This is a genomic window from Pseudomonas sp. CCOS 191 (genome assembly GCF_001007005.1).
GTDB classification, from domain to species: domain Bacteria; phylum Pseudomonadota; class Gammaproteobacteria; order Pseudomonadales; family Pseudomonadaceae; genus Aquipseudomonas; species Aquipseudomonas soli.
Window position 1 is genome coordinate 4155649 of record NZ_LN847264.1, and the last position, 21488, is coordinate 4177136.

The window sequence follows — 21488 nt, forward strand, 5'->3', positions numbered from 1 at the left end:
GCCTCAATCCGTCTTCGCGTGCCGCGACTGCTATCCAAGCTAGAACGTAGGCGGGCCAGGGAAATTTAGGCGCGGCACACCCCGGCTAATTAACCGCGCAGTGCGCTCGTCTGATGGGTATCTCCCGCTGACAGAGGCATGCCCATGACCTCCCCGCTTGCCCGCCTGGCACCTGCTGCCCAGGCCACGCCCTACCGGCTCTTCGACCTCGACCTCAAGGCCATCGAACCCCTGAGCCCCTCACTGACGCGCTTCGTCTTCACCGGCGAGGACGTCGCGCAGATGACCACCCTGGCCCCCGACCAGCGCGTGAAGTTGCTGTTTCCGACACCCGCCGGCGCGCCATCCGACCTGCCCAAGCACGCACAATGGCAGCAGGCGCGGCGCGAACTGCCGGCGCAAGACATGCCGCCCATGCGCACCTACACCATCCGCGCGCTGCGCCGCGAGGCGCTGGAGGTGGATGTGGACTTTGTCCTGCACGGTGTCAATGGCCCCGCCTCGGCCTGGGCCACCCATGCCCGCGTCGGCGACCGCCTGCAGATGGTCGCCCCCAACCTGGCGTATGCCGACGACCCCGGCGGCTATGAATGGAAACCGCCACGCAGCGCCCGGCGCATTCTGCTGATCGGCGACGAAACCGCCCTGCCGGCGATTGCCGGCATCCTCGAACAGCTGGCCACGACCGCGCCGGAGCTGGCAGTCGAAGCCTTCATCGAAGTCCCGTTGGAAGCCGACTGTCTCGACCTGCGCCAGAGCCCGGCCACCCGCCTGCACTGGCTGCCACGCGACCTGCTGCGCAGCGAGCACGGCCAAGGCATGCAGCACGCCGTGCGCGAGCTGGCCAGCCTGCCGGCGCTGCGTGGCGCGTCGACGGTCGAGCTGGAAGACGTGGATATCGACGAAAGCATCCTGTGGGAACAGGCCTGCGGCGAACACGGCGACTTCCATGCCTGGATCGCCGGGGAGTCGGGGACTGTCATGGATATCCGCCGCTACCTGATCAAGGAGCGCGGACTGCCGCGAGAAAGCCTGACGCTGATGGGCTACTGGCGCGCCGGGCGCGTGTTCGACTGAACATGAGCAGGGGCGCCTTGCGCCCCATCGCCGGCTTGCCGGCGATGGGGCCCTGACCAGCAATAGACAAAGGGGCTGAACGCAGCCCCGGAACATCAACCGGCCTTGACCGCCGCCGCGACGGCTTCGGCAAATCTGGCGGCCACTTCATCGATCTGCTCGGCACTGATGATCAACGGCGGCAGGAAGCGCACCACAGCACCATGGCGGCCACCCAGCTCGAGAATCAGGCCGCGGCGCAGGCACTCGCGCTGTACCTTCGGCGCCAGGCTGCGGCATGCCGGCGGATGCCCCTGCGCGTCGCGCTTGCCCGCCGGGTCCACCAGCTCCACGCCCAGCATCAAGCCACGGCCACGAATATCGCCAAGCTGCGGATAGTCCTGCTGCAACCGCTGCAGGTGCCCGCGCAGGCGCTGGCCCATGGCCTCGGCGTGCTCGCACAGGCGGTGCTCGACCAGGTACTTCATCACCGCAGAGCCCGCCGCCATGGCCATCTGATTGCCACGGAAGGTGCCGGCATGGGCGCCCGGCGACCACTGGTCGAGCCAGTCGCGGTAGACCATCACCGCCAGCGGCAGGCTGCCGCCGATGGCCTTGGACAGGGTGACCACGTCAGGCACGATGCCGGCGTGCTCGAAGGCGAACATCTTGCCGGTGCGGGCGAAGCCGCTCTGGATCTCGTCGACGATCAGCGCCACCCCGGCCTGCTCGGTGATCCGGCGCAGCCCGCGCAACCACTCGATATCGGCAGGGATCACACCACCCTCGCCCTGCACCACCTCGACGATCACCGCCGCCGGCAGCGCCACCCCGGCTTCGGGGTCGTTCAGCAGGTTTTCCAGGTAGTGCAGGTTGGCGCGCACGCCCGCCTCGCCACCCAGGCCGAACGGGCAGCGGTAGTCATAGGGGTAAGGCAGGAACTGCACGCCATTGTTCAGCAGCGCGCCAAGTGGCTTTTTCGGCCCCAGGCTGCCCATCAGGCTCAGGGCGCCCTGGGTCATGCCATGGTAGGCGCCCTGGAACGCCAGCACGGTGCTGCGCCCGGTCACGGTACGCACCAGCTTGAGCGCGGCCTCCACCGCATCGGTGCCGGTCGGGCCGCAGAACTGGATCTTGGCTTCGCCGCGCAGGCCCTCGGGCAACAGACCGAACAGGTCCTGGACGAACTGGTCCTTGACCGGCGTGGTCAGGTCCAGGGTATGCAGTGGCAGCTCGTCGGCCAGCACGCGCTGGATGGCGTCGATCACCACCGGATGGTTGTGGCCCAGGGCCAGCGTGCCGGCACCGGCCAGGCAGTCGATGAACTGGCGGCCCTCGACGTCCTCGACGTACAGGCCACGGGCGCGCTTGAGCGCCAGAGGGATGCGCCGCGGGTAGCTACGGGCGTTGGACTCCTGCTGTTGCTGGCGCAGCAGCAGGGGTGAGTCCTCGAATTCATACAGCGGGCGCGGCGTGGTGGCCGGCAGCACCTGGGCAAGGCTGGAAGCGGTCGACATCGGAAAATCCCTCGCAAGCAAGCGAATGTGCCCGCCACGCGCCCTGTAACCGGATGTGTGTCGGGTTCTTATCGCTTGAAAAACGCTTCAGCGAGGTGCGGATTTAGCGGTTGCCGTCGGATTTGTTGCGGATCAACCCCCTGAGCGCGCCGGCACCTGCAGGCGCACCCGCAAGCCATCGGCCTGGCTGTCGAAACGCAGGCTGCCGGCACAGCGCTGGACGATGGCCTGGACGATCGCCAGCCCCAGGCCGCAGCCGCCGCTCTGGCCGTTGCGCCAGAAGCGCTCGGTGAGGTGTTCGAGATCGCCCTGCGCGATACCTGGACCATGGTCGCGGACGAGGAAATCCACCTGGCCGTCCTGCGCCTGCACATCCAGCTCCACGGCGGCATCGCCGCCATGGCGCAAGGCGTTGTCCAGCAGGTTGCGCAGTGCCGCCACCGCTAGCGGAGCCGGCATGCTCAAGTAGACCTTGGCCGCCTCCTCGGGTAGATGCAGGTGAATGCGCCGGTTGTCGCCGCCACCGGCATCCTCGATGGCCTGCCGGGCAACCTGGGCGGCACTGCACTGCACGCCGTCATCGAACGACAGGCTGCCCTCGACCCGCGCCAGCATCAGCAACTGCTCCAGCGTGCGGTGCATGCGGTCGGTACCCTGCTCGGCGTGTTCCAGGGCCTGTTCGCGCACCGCGCCGTCGGTCATGCGCGCCACCTGCAGGTGGGTCTTGATCGCGGTCAACGGGCTGCGCAATTCGTGGGCGGCGTCGTCGGTCAGGCGGCGTTCGCGCTCGAGGGTCTGGGCGATGCGCAGGAACAGCTGGTTCTGGGTATCGAGCAACGGTTGCAGCTCGCTGGGCAACCCGGCCACCTGCAAGGGTTCGACACTGTCGGCGCGGCGCCTGCGCAAGGCGTCGCGCATCCGATTGAGCGGTTCCAGGCCTTTGCCCAGGCCGATCCACAACAACCCCAGGCTACCCAGCAGGGCCATCAGCACCGGAGCCGAGGCCGCCAGCAGGATCGACTGGTTCAGCGCCTCGCGCTCCTGGTGACGGTCGGCGGTGGTGATGCGCACGTCGCCATGGTTGTAGGTGAAGGTACGCCATGAGGCGCCATCGATGGTCTGGTCACGGAACCCGCTGCGCTCGTCGTCCATGGCGCCATCGTGCTTGTGGTTGCTGGCGAGGATCTCGCCGCGCAACGAGCTGACCTGGCAGGCCATGCCATCCGGCACGCTGAACTGGTCGGCGGAGAAATGCGCGTCCTGGCCCTTGGCGGTCAGCGGCTGCGGCAATTGGTCGATCAGCCCCGCGACCATGCGTGCCGAGGCCACCAGCCGCTGGTCGAGGGAGAACATCATCTGCTGGCGCAGGTCACGCAGCATCCACGCTGCCGCCAGCACCCAGATGACGATGAACACGCTGCCGAGGATCAGCGACAGGCGTACCCGCAGGCTCATGATGCGGCCTCCTCCGGCGCCTGGGCCGGGCCCAGGCGGTAACCCAGGCCGCGCACGGTCTCGACGATGCTGTTGCCCAGCTTGCGCCGCAGGTGGTGGATATGCACGTTCAGCGCATTGCTCTCGACTTCGTCGCCGAAGCCATAGACGCAGTCCTTGAGCTGCTCGCTGGAGAGCACGCGCCCCGGGTTCTGCAGCAACGCCTGGAGCAGCGCCTGCTCGCGCCGCGACAGGTCCAGTGGCCGGCCAGCCAGGCTCGCCTCGCAACTGCTGGGGTCGTAGCGCAGCGGACCATGCTCGATCACGTTCACCGCCCGCCCGGCCACCCGGCGCAGCAGGGTGTGCAAGCGGGCGGCCAGTTCGCGCAGGTCGAAGGGTTTGAGCAGGTAATCGTCGGCGCCGGCCTGCAGGCCATCGACCCGGTCGGTGACCGCGTCACGGGCGGTGAGCACCAGCACCGGCAGGATCTCGCCCTGCTGGCGCAGGCGGCGCAGCAACTTCAGGCCGTCTTCGTCGGGCAGGCCCAGGTCGAGGATCATCACGTCGAACTTGGCGGTCTGCAGCATCTGCCGGGCCTGCGAGGCGCTGGCCACCCGGTCCACGGTCAGGCCTTGGGCCGAGAGGCCGGCGCAGATGCCGCTGGCGATCAGATCGTCGTCCTCGCAGAGCAGAACGTGCATGGGGGGGCTCCTGGGTAGGGAAGATGGCATTGCACAGGTTCATCATTAAGGGGGGATTATGAACCGGTTTGGCGACGTTCGTCGGGCTGATAGCATCGGGCGCTGCAACGCTCGCTGCCAGTCTTAGGACCAGCTTAACCTTCAGTTAATAACCCAAGGCCAGCATGGCCTCCTTCAAAGTTCTGCCAAGGCGTCGACATGCGTGTTCTCCTGCTTTTCCTGACATTCCTGCTCGCCGGCCCTCTACAGGCCAACCCGTTCGCGGTCAAACCGGACTTCCTGCCGGTGAGCGAAGCCTTCGTGCTGACCCACGACCGTCTGGAAAACGGCCAGATGCGCCTGCATTTCCAGATCAAGGACGGCTACTACCTTTACCAGAAACGCCTGAAGTTCGACGGCCTGCCCCCCGAGCAGCACCCACCCCTGCCCCAGGCCGAGAACCACCACGACGAGTTCTTCGGTGACAGCGCGGTCTACCGCACCGAACTCGAGCTGCTGCTGCCGGCCAGCGCCAGCGGTGAACTGCGCCTGGGCTGGCAAGGCTGCGCGGACGCAGGGCTATGTTATCCGCCGCAGACCACGCCGATCGCCCTTGGCGGGGCGGCTGCGGCAACGCCGGCTGCCGACCAGGCCAGCGACCAAGCCCTGGCCGGCACCCTGCAGCACGACAGCCTGGCCTGGAGCCTGCTGGCCTTCTTCGGCCTGGGCCTGTTGCTGGCCTTCACCCCCTGCTCGCTGCCGATGCTGCCGATCCTCGCCGGGCTGGTCCTGGGCAATGGCGCCAGCGCTCGCCGTGGCTGGTGGCTGGCCGGCGTCTATGTGTTGAGCATGGCCCTGGTGTACGCCGCACTCGGCGTGATCGCCGCGCTGCTGGGCGCCAGCCTGCAGGCCTGGCTGCAACAACCCTGGCTGCTGGGTAGCCTGGCAGGGCTGTTCGTGCTGCTCGCCCTGCCGATGTTCGGTGCCTTCGAACTGCAACTGCCAGCCGCCCTGCGTGACAGCCTGGACCGCGCCGGGCAAGGCACCCGTGGCGGCAACCTGTATGGCGCGGCGCTGCTGGGCGCCCTGTCGGGCTTGCTGCTGGGCCCCTGCATGACCGCACCACTGGCCGGCGCGCTGCTGTTCATCGCCCAGAGCGGCGACGTGCTGCAAGGGGCACTGGTGCTGTTCGCCCTCGGCCTGGGCATGGGTGTCCCGCTGTTGCTGCTGGTCACCCTGGGCAATCGCTACCTGCCACGCCCGGGCGCCTGGATGAACCTGGTCAAGGGCTTGTTCGGCTTCGTGTTCCTGGCCATGGCCCTGTACACCGTGCGCGGCCTGCTGCCGGAAACGCTGGTACTGGCCCTCGCCGGCGCCTGGTTGATCGCCCTGGGGTGGGCCGCCTGGCCTGCCCTGCAGCGCCTGCCCGCCTTGCGTGCGATCCCCCTGCTGGGCGCGCTGTGGGGTGGCCTGCTGCTGGTGGGCGCCGCAGCCGGTGGCAACGATGTGTGGCAGCCGTTGCAGCCTTTTGCCGGCAAGAGCACGGCCGCGGCCCCCGCCAGCGGCCACGACGCCTTTGTCACCGTCAGCGCACCGGCCGAGCTGCAACGTGAACTCGATGCCGCCAAAGCCCGTGGCCAATGGGTACTGGTGGACTATTACGCCGACTGGTGCGTGTCATGCAAAGTCATGGAGAAGCAGGTGTTCGCCCGTGCCGATGTCCAGGCCAGCCTTGACGATGTGCACCTGCTGCGCCTGGATGTGACCGCCGACTCCCCGGCCAGCCGCGAGCTGCTGCAACGCTACCAGGTCCCGGGCCCGCCCAGCCTGATCTGGGTCGGCCCGGAGGGCGAGGAACGCCGCGCCCGCCGCATCACCGGTGAAATCGACGCCGCCGGATTCCTCCAGCACTGGGCCCAGACCAGGAGCCAAGGCTGATGCTCACCATCACCCTCGGGCCGCTGACCATGGCCCTCAACCACCTGCTGCTGCTTGCCGCACTGGGTATCGCCAGCCTGGTCGGCTGGCGGGTCGCCAGGCGCGGCGGCGAAAACCCCGAGTCGGCGCTGTTCAACCTGTTCCTGCTGGGCTTGCTGTTCGCCCGCCTGGGTTTCGTCCTCGCCTACTGGCCGATGTACCGTGACGACCTGCTGCAAATCATCGACATCCGCGACGGCGGCTTCCTGCTCTGGGGCGGGCTGCTGGGCATCGTCCTCGGCACCCTGTGGCAAGGCTGGCGCCGCCCGGGCCTGCGCCGCCCGCTGGGCTGGGCGCTGTTCAGCGGCGCCCTGTTCTGGGGGTTGGCCAGCCTGGCCAGCCACCTCTACAGCAAAGGCACCGAGCTGCCCGACATGAGCCTGCGCGACAGCCGCGGCCAGGCGGTGGCCCTGCACGACTACCGCGGCCGGCCGCTGGTGATCAACATCTGGGCTACCTGGTGCCCACCCTGCCGTCGCGAGATGCCGGTGCTGCAACAGGCTGAGGACGACTATCCCCACGTGACCTTCCTGTTCGTCAACCAGGGGGAGACCCCCGAGAACGTCAGCACCTTCATGGCCACCACCGGCCTGACCCTCTCCAACGTGCTGTTCGACGGCACCGGCGAGCTGGCCCGCAAGGTCGGCTCCATGGCCCTGCCCACTACCCTGTTCTATAACGCCGAAGGGCGGCTGGTCGGCAGCCATCTGGGTGAACTGTCGCGCGCCAGCCTGCGCCACGCCCTGGAACCCTTCGAACGCGCCAATGCGCCCGCCCCACAAGGAAACTGACATGCGATTGAATGCGCTGCTGCCCCTGACCCTCGCCCTGCTCGCCGCCCCCACGCTGCAAGCCGAGGAGCTGCCCAAGGCGATCCAGCAACTGCAGGCCAAGGGCGCCGTGATCAAGGGCAGCTTCGACGCCCCCAACGGGCTGCGCGGCTATGCCGCCGAGTACCACAACAACGGTATTGCCCTGTACCTCACCCCCGACGGCAAGCACGTCCTGGTCGGCAGCCTGTTCGACGAACAAGGCAAGGACCTCAGCGCCGAGCCGCTGGAAAAACTGGTGTACGCACCGATGAGCAAGGCCGTGTGGGCGAAGATGGAAAAGACCGCCTGGATCCAGGACGGCAAGGTCGACGCGCCGCGTACCGTCTACCTGTTCAGCGACCCCAACTGCCCCTACTGCAACATGTTCTGGCAACAGGCCCGGCCTTGGGTCGAATCGGGCAAGGTGCAGCTGCGCCACATCATGGTCGGCATCATCCGCGAGGACAGCCCGGGCAAGTCCGCCGCGCTGCTCGCAGCCAAGGACCCGGCCAAGGCCCTGCAGGAACACGAGAAGGCCGGCAAGGCCAGCACGCTCAAGGCACTGGACAAGGTGCCGGAGGCGGTACAGAAGAAGCTCGAGGCGAACCTGGCGCTGATGGAAGAACTGGGCCTGGCGGCAACCCCGGCGATCTTCTATCAGGACGAGCAGGGGCAGCTGCAAAGCCAGCAGGGCGCGCCGCGGCCGGAGATGCTCGGGAAGATACTCGGCAAACGCTGAAAACCATCGCGGGGCAAGGCTCACCGCCGCTCCCACGTGGGAGCGGCGGTGAGCCTTGCCCCGCGATGACCGTTACAACGCCTCCAGCTCCGCCATCAGGTCGCTCAGCCGATCGACCTTGGCGTCATCCAGCGCGCTGTCCTGCAGCCCGCGCACATAGTCCGCCAGCTCTTCCACAGTGCTGCACTCGAACATCGCCCGCAACGGCACGTTCAACTGCAGGGCCTTCTGCACCCGCGAGGCGATCTGCGTTGCCAGCAGCGAATGCCCGCCCAGCTCGAAGAAGTTGTCGCGCACACCCACCCGCTCGGCCTTGAGCACATCGGCCCAGATCCCGGCGAGGGTCTCTTCAAGCTCGTTGCGCGGTGCCAGGTAGTCCTGGCTGTGCTGGCCACCGATATCGATGGCCGGCAGCGCCTTGCGGTCAAGCTTGCCGTTGGCGTTGTGCGGCAGGCTGTCGAACCAGCCCCAGTGCAGCGGCACCATGTACTCCGGCAACTCGGCGCGCAGGCGCTGCTTGAGCTGGTCGAGCAGCGCGGCGTCGGCACTGACGCCCTGGTGCGCCACCAGGTAGCCGACCAGATGCTTGCCGTTGACGCCCTCCTGCACGCCCACCGCGGCATCGCGCAGCTCCGGCTGTTCGTGCAGGCGCGCCTCGATCTCGCCCAGTTCGATGCGGTAGCCGCGGATCTTCACCTGATGGTCGATGCGCCCAACGTACTCCAGCACGCCATCCGGACGGCGCCGCGCCAGGTCGCCGGTGCGGTACAGGCGCTCACCGGGCGCACCGTACGGATGCGGAATGAAGGCCTGGGCGGTGCGCAGCGGATCTCCGACATAGCCACGGCCCACACCGGTACCGGCGACGCACAGCTCGCCCACCGCGCCCAGCGGCACCAGGGTCTGGTCTTCGCCGAGGAGGTACAGGCGGTTGTTGTCGGTCGGCGTGCCGATCGGCAAGTAGCTGCCCTGGGTCGAGGCGGCATCGACGCGGAAGAACGCCACGTCGTCCGAGCACTCCGCCGGGCCGTAGGCGTTGACCAGGCCGATGGCCGGGTAGCGCTGCAGCCACTGGGCGGCCAGCTCGGGCGGCATGGCCTCGCCGGTCGGCAGCATCCAGCGCAGCCCATCGAGGGCCTGGTGATCGTTGGCCAGCATGCCCTGGATCAGCGACGGCACACTCTCCAGCACGGTGATGCCGGTGGCCTGCACATGGCTCAGCAGGCCTTGCGGATCATGGGCGATGGCGTTTGGCACGATCTCCACACGGGCCCCGAACAGCGGCGCGGCGAGGAACTGCCACACCGAGATGTCGAAGCTCTGTGAGGCGGTCTGGGCGATCACGTCCTGCTCGTCCAGGGCCAGGTACGGCACCTTGCTCAGCTGGTTGTTGAGCATGCCGCGCTGCTCGACCATCACGCCCTTGGGCAAGCCGGTGGAGCCGGAGGTGTAGATCACGTAGGCAAGGTTGTCCGGCGCGCTGTGGATGCCAAGGTTGTGGCTGGCCACGTTGCTTGCCTGCACGTCTTCCCAGACCAGCAGCTTCGGCCGCGCCGCGCCCGCTACTTCATCGAGCAGCTGGCGCGCCTGCTCGGCGCAGGCCGCGCTGCACACCAGCACCGGCGTGCGGCTCAGCTCGACGATGCGTTGCAGGCGCGCCGCCGGCAGGCCCGGATCCAGCGGCAGGTAGCCAGCGCCGGCCTTGAAGCTGCCGACGATCATGCCCAGCAGCGCCAGGCCACGCTCGGCCAGCAGCGCCACCGGTTGGTCGATGGCCACGCCGGCCGCAACCAAGGCATGACCCAGCCGGTTGGCCGCCACGTTCAGGCCCGCATAGTCGTAAGCGGCCGCCTCGCAACGGGCGACGGTGCGCTGCGGATGCGCGGCCACCCGCGCCTCGAACAGCTCGACGTAGCTCTGCTCCAGCGCATAGGCATGCTCGGTGCGGTTGCAGTCCACGAGCAGGAAACGTTGTTCGTCGGCCCCCAGCAGCGGCAGCTCGCCGACCTCGCCTTCGAAGCCCTCGACCAGCGCCAGCAGCAAGCGCTTGAATTCGGCGAGCAGGCGCTCGACGGTCGGGAAGTCGAAGTAGCGCTGGTCGAACGACAGGTGTAGCCCCAGGTCATCGCCCGGGTAGCACACCGCGGTCAGCGGGAAGTTGGTGTGGGTCCGGCCCGAGTCGGAGCTGGCGTCCAGGTGCTGGGCGTGGTCGAGCACCGCCGTTTCCACCGGGGCGTTCTCGAATACGAACAGGCTGTCGAACAGCGGCTGGCCCTTGGGCAGTTCGCTGCATTCCTGGATCGCCACCAGCGGCAGGTACTCGTATTCACGCAACTGCATGTTGCGATCGAGCAAGCCCTGCAGCCACTGGCGCACGCTGCTGCGCTCGCCCGGCTGCGGCAACTGCACGCGCAGGGCGATGCTGTTGATGAACAGGCCGACCGTGCGCTGCATCTGCGGCATGCTCACCGGACGCCCGGCCACGGTGACGCCGAACACCACGTCGCGATCGCCGCTGTAGCGCGCCAGGGTCAGGGCCCAGGCCGCCTGGGCGAAGGTGTTGACCGTCAGTTGGTGGGCCTGGGCCAGTTCACGCAGGCGGGCGCCCTCGCTCACTTGCAGGCGGGTGTAGCAGTCACCCACGACCATGCCGTCACCGGCGTGGTCATGGCGCAGCGGACGGTCGCTGGGGATCGCCGTGGCGCGCTCGAAGCCGGCCAGGTTGGCCTGCCACCACTGGCGCGCCTCGTCGAGGTCCTGGCGCTGCAGCCAGCCGATGTAGTCGCGGTAGCGCGGCGGCACCGCCAACTGGGCCTGGCGCCCTTCGCCCAGGGCCTGGTAGATCTCGAAGAAGTCGTTCATCAGCAGCGAGCGGCACCAGGCATCGATGAGGATGTGGTGGTTGCTCATCATGAACCAGTAACGCGCATCGTCCACGCGCACCAGGCGCAGGTGGAACGGTGCTTCGCGCAGCAGCTCGAAGCCGGCCTCGCGCTCCTCCTTGTGCAGCGTTTGCAGGCGCGCTTCCTGGGCGTGCTCGTCAAGGCCGCGCCAGTCCTGGTAGTCCACCGCGGTCTTGCCGGGTTTGTGGATGATCTGCAGCATCGCTTCGCCGGCGTTCCAGCTGAACGAGGCGCGCAATGCCTCGTGGCGCGCCACCACTGCCTGCCAGGCCTGGGCGAAGCGCTCGGGGTCGAGGGCGCTGTTGATGCGGTAGCGGTCCTGCATGTAGTAGATGCCGGTGCCCGGCTCGAGCAGGGTGTGCAGCAACAGGCCTTCCTGCATCGGCGTCAGCGGGTAGACGTCCTCGATCTCGGCGGCCGGGATCGGCAGCGTGTCGATCTGCTCTTGGGTCAGTTGCGCCAGGGGGAAGTCCGAGGGGGTGAAGCTGCCGTTGCCGTCCGCCAGGCAGTGGGCGACCAACGCCAGCAGCTCCTGGCGATAGGCCTCGGCCAAGCGGGCGATGGTCGCCTCGTCATAGCGCTCGGCACTGAAGCTCCAGCGCAGTTGCAGCGCGCCGCCATAGACCTGGCCATCGACGCTCAGCCAGTTCGGCAGCGGCGCATCCAGGTCATGGGCCAGGCCCGCCGGTGCATCCAGCGGCTGGAACAGTGCCGCCTGGTCGAACTGCTGGTCGAACTGGCCGAGGTAGTTGAAGGTGATCCGGGCCTGGGGCAAGGCGGCCATGCGCTCACGCCCGGCCTCGTCGGCCAGGTAGCGCAGCACACCGTAGCCCTGGCCTTTGTGCGGCACCTGGCGCAGTTGTTCCTTGATGCGCTTGATCGACGCGGCGCGGCCAACTTCGCCCTCGGCCATTACGGGGCTCAGGCTCAGAGGGTAGGCGTTGGTGAACCAGCCGACGCTGCGGGTCAGGTCCATGTCCTCGAACAGACCATCGCGGCCATGGCCTTCCAGCTGCACCAGCACCTGCTCGTCGCCGCTCCAGTGGCACAGTGTGCGCGCCAGGGCAGTCAGCAGCAGATCGTTGACCTGGGTGTGGTAGGCCGCCGGCGCCTGTTGCAGCAGTTGGCGGGTCTGTTCCACGTTCAGGTCGATGGCAAGGCTGCGGGCATGGCGGTGCAGGTTGCCGCCCTGGGGATGATCGCAGGGCAGTTCGCGACGGGCGTTGCCCAGTTGCGCTTCCCACCAGCTCAGCTCGTCGCGCAGCGAATCGCTGCCGGCATAGCTGGCCAGGCGCGCCGCCCAGTCGCCCATGGCATGGGTCTTGGCGGCCAGGGTTTCACCGCGGTACAGCGCCTGCAGATCTTCCAGCAGGACGCGCCAGGACACGCCATCGACCACCAGGTGGTGGATCGCCAGCAGCAGGCGCTGGACGCCCTGGTCATCGCTGACCAGCAAGGCGCGCAGCAGCGGCCCCTCGGCCAGGTCCAAGCTGCGCTGCACATCGATATACAGCGCCTGGCAGTCGTCGAAATCGCTCACCGTCGCGGTCCACAGCAACGGCTGGGTGCTCGGCTGGGCGTACTCGGCCTGCCAGCGGCCGTTGGCCTGGCCAAAGCGCAGGCGCAGGCTGTCGTGGTGTTGCACCAGCGCGGCCAAAGCCCGCTCCAGCGCCTCGGCCTGCAACGGCTGGCGCGCCTGCAGCAGCACCGCCTGGTTCCAGTGCTGCGGCTGCGGCACTTCGCTGTCGAAGAACCAGTGCTGGATCGGCGTCAGGCCGGCGCTGCCCTGACGTGCGCCCTGCTCGATCGCGCTCGGCGCCTCGCTGCGGGTCACCACTGCCGCCAGGGTCTGGATGGTCTGGTGCTGGAACAGGTCACGCGGGGTGAACTGCAGCCCCAGCTGACGGGCACGGCTGACCACCTGGATCGACAGGATCGAGTCGCCGCCCAGTTCGAAGAAGTTGTCCTGCACGCCGATGCGCGGCAGGTTGAGCACCTCGCGCCAGATCTGCGCCAGCTGGCTTTCCAGCTCGTTGGCCGGAGCCTGGTAGTGCTGACGCGCGTGCTCCAAATCCGGGGCCGGCAACGCGCGGCGGTCAAGCTTGCCGTTGCCCATCAGTGGCAGGCTGTCGAGCAGCACCAGGTGCGCCGGCACCATGTAGTCGGGCAGGTGCTGGCGGGCATCGGCCTTGACCGCCTCGCGCAGCAGGGCCTGGGCCTCGCCGTCGGCGCTGGCCTGTGGGCACACCAGGTAACCCACCAGTTGCTTGCCACCCGGCAGGTCGAGGGCCAGGACCACCGCCTCCTCGACGTCGGCGTGCTCCTGCAGGCGACTCTCGATCTCGCCCAGCTCGATACGGAAGCCACGGATCTTCACCTGCTGGTCGGCCCGCCCGACATACTCCACCAGGCCATCGGCGCGCAGGCGCACCAGGTCGCCGGTACGGTACAGGCGACCGCCGGCATGGCTGAACGGGTCGGCGACGAAACGTTCGGCGCTCAGGCCCGGACGGTCGTGATACCCCTGGGCCAGGCCGGCACCGCCGACGTAAAGCTCACCGATGCCACCTTGCGGCAGCAGCGCCAGGTCCTCGTCAAGGATATAGGCGGTGCGGGCACCGATGACCCGGCCGATCGGCACGCTGCCGGCGTCGACCGGTATCTGCTCCGGCGCCAGGCAGGCCAGTGGCATCACCACCGTTTCGGTCGGGCCGTAGGCGTTGAAGAACTGTTGCGGCGCAAAGGCCTGGCGGATGCGTTGCAGGTGCTCGCCGGTCAAGGCCTCGCCACCGGTGATCACCAGGCGCACCGGCAATTGCTCGCCCTGCCCGGCCAGGTACTGGGCCAACTGGCTGCCGTAGCTCGGGGTGAAACCGAGCACGCTGACTTGCTGCTCGCGCACCAGCTGGCAGATTTCCTCGGCGCCCCACTGCCCTTGGGCACGCAGCACCACGCGGGCACCGCACAGCAGCGGCACCAGCAGGCGCTCGCTGGCGGCGTCGAAGTTGATCGAATAGAAATGCAGCTCGCAGTCGTCGCTGCGCATGCCGAACTCGGCGATCACCGCCTTGCAGTGCATGGCGATTTCACCGTGGCTGACCACCACGCCCTTGGGCTTGCCGGTGGAGCCGGAGGTGTAGATCAGGTAGGCCTGGTGCTGCGGCAGGTTGAGGTTGTCCAGGGCAGCGTCGCTGTAGGCGGACAGGTTCGCGGCATCGTCCTCCAGGCTCCAGCGGGCAACGCCCGGCGGCAGTTCGCCCAGGGTGTCGAGCAACGCCCGCTGGCCGATCAGAAGGCCCAGGCGGCTGTCCTCGATCATGTAGCGCAGGCGGTCGAGCGGGTATTCCGGGTCCAGCGGCACGTAGGCGCCGCCGGCCTTGAGGATGGCCAGCAGGCCGACCACCATCTCCAGCGATCGCTCCAGCGCGAGGCCCACCCGCACCTGCGGGCCGACGCCGCGCTCGCGCAGGGCGCGGGCCAGGCGGTTGGCCTGCTGGTCGAGCTCGGCGTAGCTCAGGTGCTGGCCGGCGAAGGTCAGGGCCGGGGCCTGCGGAGTGCGTTCAGCCTGGGCGGCGAACAGCCCGTGCAGCGTCTGGTCCAGCGCGAAATCCTGCTCGCCCTGCAACTGGCCGATCAGCACCTGCTGCTCGGCGTCAGCCAGCATCGGCAGTTCGCACAGGCGCTGCTGCGGATCGTCGATCAGCGCCACCAGCAACTGCTGCCAGTGCTCGGCCATGCGCGCGATGCGCGGCTCATCGAACAGGTCGCGGCTGTAGGTGAAGCAGCAGCCCAGGCGGCCGTCGAGGTCGGTGACCTCCAGGTACAGGTCGAACTTGGTGGCGCTGGCATCGTTGACCAGGTAATCCACCTGCATGCCCACCAGCTCACGGCTTTGCTGGAAGGCCCAGCGCTGCACGTTGCACATCACCTGGAACAGCGGGTTGTAGGCGCTCGAGCGCGGCGGCTGCAGGGCTTCGACCAGTTGCTCGAACGGCAGGTCCTGGTGCGACTGGCCATCGATGATGGTCTGGCGCACTTGGTCGAGCAACGCGCCGGCGCTCATCTGCCCGTCCAGTTCGCAACGCAGCACCTGGGTGTTGAGGAAGGCGCCGATCAGCCCCTCGCTTTCCGGGCGAATGCGGTTGGCCACCGGCGCGCCGATGCGCAGGTCGCGCTGGCCGCTGTAGCGGTGCAGCAACGCGGCCAGGGTGGCGGTCATGGTCATGAACAGGGTCAGGCCGCGCTGGCTGTTGAAGGCGTGCACGCGCTTGACCAGCGCCGGATCCAGGTCGAAGCGGTACAGCTCGCCGCGGTGGCTCTGCACCGCCGGGCGTGGGCGATCGGCGGGCAGCGCCAGCACCGGATGCTCGTCGCCCAGGCGGTCCTTCCAATAGGCCAGCTGGCGATCGCCCTCGCCGCTTTCCAGCCACTGGCGCTGCCACACGCTGTAATCGAGGTACTGCACCGGCAGCGGCGCCAGCGGCGACTCGCGCTCGTCAACGAAGGCCTCGTACAGCTCGCCCAGTTCGCGGGCAAAGATGTCCATGGCCCAGCCTTCGGTGACGATATGGTGCAGGGTCAGGACGAAGTAGTGCTCGCGCTCGCCGGCCTTGACCAGACAGGCGCGCAACAGCGGCCCGCGCTCCAGGTCGAACGGCTGGTGCGCCTGGTCATCGGCCAGTTGCTGCAGGCGTTGCTGGCGGGCCTCGTCGGCCAGGGTGCTGAAGTCATGCCAGTGCAGTTGCACGTGGCTGTCATCGGCCACGCACTGGTACGGCTTGCCGTCGATGCTGGGGAAGGTGGTGCGCAGGGTTTCGTGACGCACGATCAGTGCCTGCAGGGCGCGCTCGAAGGCGTCCACATGCAGCAGGCCCTGGAAGCGCGCCATGCCGCCGACGTTGTAGGCGGGGCTGTGCGGATCCATCTGCCAGAGGAACCACATGCGCTGCTGCGAGTACGACAGCGGCACCGCCTGGCGGCGGTCGACACGGGCGATGGCACCTTGCAGGTTGCGTGCGCCGCAACCCTGCAGACGGGCAATCTCGGCGCAGAACGCGCCCAACTCGCTGGCCTCGAACAAGGCCTTGAGCGGCAACTCGACATCCAGCGCCTGGCGGGTGCGCGAGACGATCTGGGTGGCCAGCAACGAGTGGCCACCGAGGGCGAAGAAGTCATCCTGCAAGCCGACCTGCGGCCGGCCCAGCACCTCGCGCCAGATCGCCGCGACCTGTTGTTGCAACGCGCTTTGCGGCTCGACATGTTCACGTTGCTGCCAGACCGGTGCCGGCAGCGCCTTGCGATCGACCTTGCCGCTCGGCCCCAGGGGCATCTGCGCAAGATGGATGAGTTGTGCCGGCACCATGTAGGCCGGCAGGCGCTCGGCCAGAGCGGCCAGCAGCGCCTCGGTCTGCTCGACACCGCTGTAATAGCCCACCAGCTGGGCACCGACAGCATCCTTGTGGATCAGCACCAGTGCCTGGGCGACACCCGGCTCGGCCAGCAGCACCGCCTGCACCTCCTCCGGCTCGACGCGGAAGCCGCGCACCTTGACCTGCTGGTCGAGGCGCCCGAGGTACTCCAGGGCCTGGCTCGGCATGTGCCAGCGGGCGCGGTCGCCGCTGCGGTACAGCCGTGCGCCGTCGCCATCGGGCTGCGGCACGAAGCGCTCGGCAGTCAGCCCCGGGCGACCGAGGTAGCCACGGGCCAGGCCCGCGCCCCCCAGGCACAGCTCGCCGGGCACGCCCGGCGCGGTCAACTCGAACTCATCGTCCAGCACCCGGCACAGCACGTTGCCCAGCGGGCGGCCGATGGGCGAGCGCTCGCCGTCATTCGCCTGGCAGTGCCAGTGGGTGACGTTGATCGCGGTTTCGGTCGGGCCGTAGCGGTTGTGCAGTTGCACCTGTGGCAGCAATTGCAGCACGCGGTCACGCAAGGCGACGGACAAAGCCTCGCCACCGGAGAACAACCGGCGCAGGCTGGTGCAGCCGGCGGCCAACGGCTCCTGGACGAACACCTGCAGCAACGGCGGCACGAAGTGCAGCGTGGTCACCGCGTGTTGCTGGATCAGCTGGGCGATGCGTTGCGGATCGCGATGTTCGCCGGGGCCGGCCAGGACCAGCTTGCAACCGGTGACCAGCGGCCAGAAGCACTCCCACACCGACACGTCGAAGCTGATCGGCGCCTTCTGCATCAGCACGTCGCTGTCATCCAGCGCATAGCTGGCCTGCATCCACTGCAGGCGCTCGGCCAGCGCGGCATGGGTGTTGCCCACGCCCTTGGGCTGGCCGGTGGAGCCAGAGGTGTAGATCACATAGGCGAGGTTGTCGCCGTGCAGGTGCAGGCCGGGGGCCTGGCTTGGCCAGCTGTCCAGGTGCAACTGGTCGAGGGCGATGGCGCTCACGCCTTCGACCTGCGGCAGTTTGTCGAGCAGGCTGCTGTGGCTGAGCAGCAGGCCAGCCTGGCAATCACCGAGCATGTAGGCCAGGCGCTCGGCAGGGTAGTCGGTGTCCAGCGGCACGTAGGCGCCACCGGCCTTGAGAATGGCCAGCAGGCCGACCAGCAGCTGCGGCGAACGCTCCAGGGCAATCGCCACGCAAGTGTCCGGGCCGACGCCCTTGTCGCGCAGGTAGTGCGCCAGGCGGTTGGCCTGCTGGTGCAGTTCGGCATAGCCAAGCTGACCGCCCTCCCACACCAGCGCGGTGCGCTCGGGGCTCAGGCGCGCCTGTTCGTTGAGTTGCTCGACCAGCAGGCGCGGCGCGCTCGCCATGGGCGCCTGGCCCCACTCGAGCAGTTGCGTCTGGCTGTGCTCGTCGAGCAGGCGCACCTCACCAATGGCCAGCTGCGGTTCGGCGCAGACCTGTTCGAGCAAGGCCAGCAGATGGCTGGCCAGGCGCTTGACGGTGGCCGCCTCGAACAACCCGGCGGCGTAGTCGAAGGCCAGCGTCAGGCGGCCCTGGTGGTCTTCCTCGCTGTGCAACTGCAGGTCGAACTTGGCCTCGCGGCTGTGCCACGGCAGCTCTTCGGCGAGCAGGCCGGGCAGGCGACGCAAGGCCGACAGGTCGCGTTGCTGGTGGTTGAACATGACCTGGAACAGGCCTTGTTCCCGGGCCTGCGGCAGCGCCTCGAGCAGTTGCTCGAAGGGCAGGTCCTGATGGGCCTGGGCCTCCAGGGTGGCCTGGCGCGCCTGGGCCAGCAGCCCGGCGAACGGCAGGCGGCCGTCGAGCTCGGCGCGCAGCACCTGGGTGTTGATGAAGAAGCCGACCATGCCCTGGGTTTCCAGGCGCGGGCGGTTGGCGTTGGGCACGCCGACGCGGATGTCGCCCTGGCCGCTGTAGCGGTGCAGCACGGCCTGCCAGCCGGCCAGCAGGACCATGAACAGGCTGGCCTGCTGCTCGCGGGCCAAGTCCTTGAGGGCGCTGGTCAGTGCCGCAGGTACCTTGAGGCTGTGGCGCGCGGCGCGGCTGTGCTGCTGGCTGGCGCGGGGCTGGTCGGTGCACAGGTCGAGCACCGGCCGTTCGTCACCCAGCTTGTTCTTCCAGTAGTCGAGCTGGCGGGCGCTTTCGCCATCGGCCAGCCACTGACGCTGCCACTGGCCGTAGTCGGCGTAGCCCAGCGTCAGTTCGGGCAGTTGCACGGCCTGGCCCTGGGCGGCATACAGACGGGCGAACTCATCCAGCAAGATGTTCAGCGACCAGCCGTCGGCGACGATGTGGTGCAGGGTCACCCACAGCTGGTGCTCTTCGTCGTCCAGGCGGGCCAGGGTCACCCGCAGGAGCGGGCCCTGGCGCAGATCGAACGGTTGCTGCGCCTCATCCTCGCGGCGCGCGGCCACCTCGGCGGGAGACTGCCCTTCGAGGTCCAGATGACGCAGGGTGAACGCCTGGCTCGGCAGGATGCGTTGCACGGCCTGGCCGTCGACTTCGTCGAACAACGTGCGCAGGGATTCATGACGTGCCACCAGGGCCTGGAAGCTGGCCTGCAGCGCCGCGACATCCAGCTCGCCGCGCAGGTACAGGCCGGCGGGGATGTTGTAGGCGGCGGACTGCGGCTCCAGCTGCCACAACAGCCACAGACGGTTCTGTGCCAGTGACTGCGGCAGGGCCTGGTCGCGAGCCTGGGTTTCGATGGTGCCGGCGGCACTGCCACCTTCGGCAAGGACGGCCGCCACGGCGGCGCTGTATTCGGCCAGGGTCGGTGCTTCGAACAGGGTGCGCAGGCTGAGCTGGATGCCCAGTTCGTCGCGCAGGCGCGCGGTCACCTGGGTGGCGGCGATGGAGTTGCCACCCAGCAGCAGGAAGTGGTCGTCCGCCGCCACCGCCTCGACCTTGAGCAGCTCACGCCAGATACCCGCGATCCGTGCCTGCAGGTCGTCACCGGCCACGCCATTGCCCTGCGCCGTTTGCGCCGTCGGGAACCGCGCATAGATATCCAGGCTGCCGTCGTTCATGCGCAGGCGGCAGGCCGAGCGCTGCAGCTTGCCGCTGGAGGTCTTGGGCAAGGCGCCCGGGTTGAGCAGCAACACCACGGCCGGCGCCTGGCGACAGGCATCGGCAATGACCCGGCGCAGGGTATTGATCAGCGCCTCGGGCGTGTGCGCCTTCTGCACATTGCGGCTGATCTCCACCGCCACGCCGATGCCCTCCTCGCCCTGGTCGTCGACGGCGAACACCGCCACCCGGCCCTTGCGCAGCACATCGACCTCACGCTCCAGGGTCTTTTCCAGGTCCTGCGGGTAGATATTCTGGCCACGGACGATAAGCATGTCCTTCAAGCGCCCGGTGACGAACACTTCGCCATCGCGCATGAAGCCGAGATCGCCGGTGCGCAGCCAGGTCTGGCCGTCACGCTCGACAAAGGTCCGCGCGCTGGCCTCGGGGTTGCGCCAGTAGCCCAGGGCGATGCTCGGGCCGCCGGCCCAGATCTCGCCGACCCGGTTGTCTTCCAGCACCTCCAGGCGCTGCGGGTCGACGATGCACACCGCGTGGCCCGGCTGCGGGTAGCCGCAGCTCATCAGCACGCTGCCCTGGCCGGGCTCGGCGCGGTTGGCGGCAAAGGCCTCGGCATCCAGTTCCAGCGCGCCGATACCCTGGCCACGGCGGCTGCCGCTGACGAACAGGGTGGCCTCGGCCAGGCCATAGCTGGCGAAGAAGCTGCTGGCGGTGAAGCCGCAGGCGGCAAACTTTTCAGCGAAGGTATCGAGACTGTCCTGGCGGATCGGCTCGGACCCCGAATAGGCCACGCGCCAGCGGCTCAGGTCCAGGCCGGCGAGCGCGGCCTCGCTGACCCGCTCGCTGCACAGCCGGTAGGCGAAGTCCGGGCCGCCACTGATGGTGCCGCCGTACTCACTGATCGCCTGCAGCCAACGCAACGGTCGGGCGAGGAAATAGCCCGGCGACATCAGCACGCAAGGCACACCACTGAAGATCGGCTGCAGCAGGCCACCGATCAGGCCCATGTCGTGGTACAGCGGCAGCCAGCTGACGATCACGTCGTCCGGGTTCAGGTCGATGCCGAAACCGTGGCGGATCAGCTGTTCGTTGGCCACCAGGTTGCCGTGGCTGACCTGCACGCCCTTGGGCAGCGCGGTGGAGCCGGAGGTGTATTGCAGGAAGGCGATGTCGCTGCCTTCCAGCACCGGCTCGCGCCACTGCGCGGCCAGCTGCGGATCCAGACGATCCACCGCCAGCAGGCCCGGGGCGTTGGCGCCAGCCAGGGCTTCGAGGCCCTGCAAACTGTCACACAGCGCCTCTACCGTCAGCAGCAGGCGCGGCTCGGCGTCGTCGATGATCGACAGCAGGCGTTCCTGATGGTGCTGGCGCGAAGACTCCGGCGGGTAGGCCGGCACGGCGATCACCCCGGCGTACAGGCAACCGAAGAATGCCGCGACATAGTCCGGCCCACTGGGAAACAACAGGATGGCACGCTCGCCAAACCCGGCCCTGGCCTGCAACGCCGCGGCAATGGTCCGGGCGCGCTGGTCGAGGTCTCGGTAACTGAGCACCGCCTGCTCGCCGGGCGCATCAGCGAGGAAGCGCAAGGCGATGCGCTCCGGGGTCTGGGCGGCGCGTTGCGCCAGGGCCTGGACCAGCGAGTGCGGGAGTTCGAAGGCGTCCGTCATGGAATGTTCCTGCCAGTGTCTGGGTGAGTCGCGCCTGACTGGCCCGCGCACGACAGGCGGGCAGTGTTCGGCAGCCGAGATGTACACAGGGGAACGGATGGGCGGGGGAAGAAATTAGGGCCGCCGGGAAGGCCGCAAAGGCCTGACGCAGAGGCAAATGTTGAAGCGTTTCACAGGCTGAAGCTTAGAACCAAAATGGATAGAAACTCATTAACTTTCGTATTTGACAATCATTATCATTACGAATAGTTTG

At 68.2% G+C, this 21488-nt stretch carries 8 protein-coding genes; 4 read left to right on the top strand and 4 right to left on the bottom strand.

The annotated features are described in order from the left end of the window. The first annotated feature begins 144 nt into the window (after positions 1-144). Entirely contained in the window at positions 145-1077 is a 933-nt protein-coding gene (locus CCOS191_RS18420) for a siderophore-interacting protein (protein ID WP_156177660.1), read from the top strand. A gap of 95 nt (positions 1078-1172) precedes the next feature. Here the strand turns inward: CCOS191_RS18420 and CCOS191_RS18425 are convergent, their stop codons facing one another. The 3 genes from CCOS191_RS18425 to CCOS191_RS18435 form a co-directional block, all read right to left on the bottom strand. Next, complete coding sequence (locus tag CCOS191_RS18425; protein ID WP_046856452.1) at positions 1173-2573, bottom strand: aspartate aminotransferase family protein; 1401 nt, start codon at positions 2571-2573, stop codon at positions 1173-1175. A 132-nt stretch (positions 2574-2705) separates the two neighbouring features. Beyond that, positions 2706-4028: an ATP-binding protein gene (locus CCOS191_RS18430; RefSeq protein WP_038705722.1), complete on the bottom strand. Its 1323-nt coding sequence runs from the start codon at positions 4026-4028 to the stop codon at positions 2706-2708. Continuing rightward, the gene (locus CCOS191_RS18435; RefSeq protein ID WP_046856453.1) at positions 4025-4708 is read right to left on the bottom strand and encodes a response regulator; all 684 of its coding nucleotides are present in this window, start codon (positions 4706-4708) and stop codon (positions 4025-4027) included. The genes CCOS191_RS18430 and CCOS191_RS18435 overlap by 4 nt, the downstream gene beginning before the upstream one ends. 198 nt (positions 4709-4906) lie before the next feature. Between CCOS191_RS18435 and dsbD the strand changes: the two genes are divergently transcribed. Genes dsbD through dsbG form a run of 3 tightly spaced genes read left to right on the top strand, consistent with a single transcriptional unit; the run spans position 4907 to position 8215 of the window. Next, a complete protein-coding gene (gene dsbD, locus CCOS191_RS18440; protein ID WP_046856454.1) occupies positions 4907-6625 on the top strand; it encodes a protein-disulfide reductase DsbD in 1719 nt (572 codons plus the stop codon). Further along, positions 6625-7455: a TlpA family protein disulfide reductase gene (locus CCOS191_RS18445; RefSeq protein ID WP_046856455.1), complete on the top strand. Its 831-nt coding sequence runs from the start codon at positions 6625-6627 to the stop codon at positions 7453-7455. Before dsbD ends, CCOS191_RS18445 begins: the two co-directional genes overlap by 1 nt. 1 nt (position 7456) lies before the next feature. Then, positions 7457-8215: a thiol:disulfide interchange protein DsbG gene (dsbG, locus tag CCOS191_RS18450; protein WP_046856456.1), complete on the top strand. Its 759-nt coding sequence runs from the start codon at positions 7457-7459 to the stop codon at positions 8213-8215. A gap of 72 nt (positions 8216-8287) precedes the next feature. Here the strand turns inward: dsbG and CCOS191_RS18455 are convergent, their stop codons facing one another. Further along, the gene (locus CCOS191_RS18455; protein ID WP_046856457.1) at positions 8288-21235 is read right to left on the bottom strand and encodes a non-ribosomal peptide synthetase; all 12948 of its coding nucleotides are present in this window, start codon (positions 21233-21235) and stop codon (positions 8288-8290) included. Positions 21236-21488: the final 253 nt, after the last annotated feature.

Coding starts and splice junctions, on each gene's coding strand:
- CCOS191_RS18420 (WP_156177660.1), top strand. CDS start 145: ATGACCTCCCCGCTTGCCCGCCTGGCACCTGCTGCCCAGGCCACGCCC.
- CCOS191_RS18425 (WP_046856452.1), bottom strand. CDS start 2,573: ATGTCGACCGCTTCCAGCCTTGCCCAGGTGCTGCCGGCCACCACGCCG.
- CCOS191_RS18430 (WP_038705722.1), bottom strand. CDS start 4,028: ATGAGCCTGCGGGTACGCCTGTCGCTGATCCTCGGCAGCGTGTTCATC.
- CCOS191_RS18435 (WP_046856453.1), bottom strand. CDS start 4,708: ATGCACGTTCTGCTCTGCGAGGACGACGATCTGATCGCCAGCGGCATC.
- dsbD (WP_046856454.1), top strand. CDS start 4,907: ATGCGTGTTCTCCTGCTTTTCCTGACATTCCTGCTCGCCGGCCCTCTA.
- CCOS191_RS18445 (WP_046856455.1), top strand. CDS start 6,625: ATGCTCACCATCACCCTCGGGCCGCTGACCATGGCCCTCAACCACCTG.
- dsbG (WP_046856456.1), top strand. CDS start 7,457: ATGCGATTGAATGCGCTGCTGCCCCTGACCCTCGCCCTGCTCGCCGCC.
- CCOS191_RS18455 (WP_046856457.1), bottom strand. CDS start 21,235: ATGACGGACGCCTTCGAACTCCCGCACTCGCTGGTCCAGGCCCTGGCG.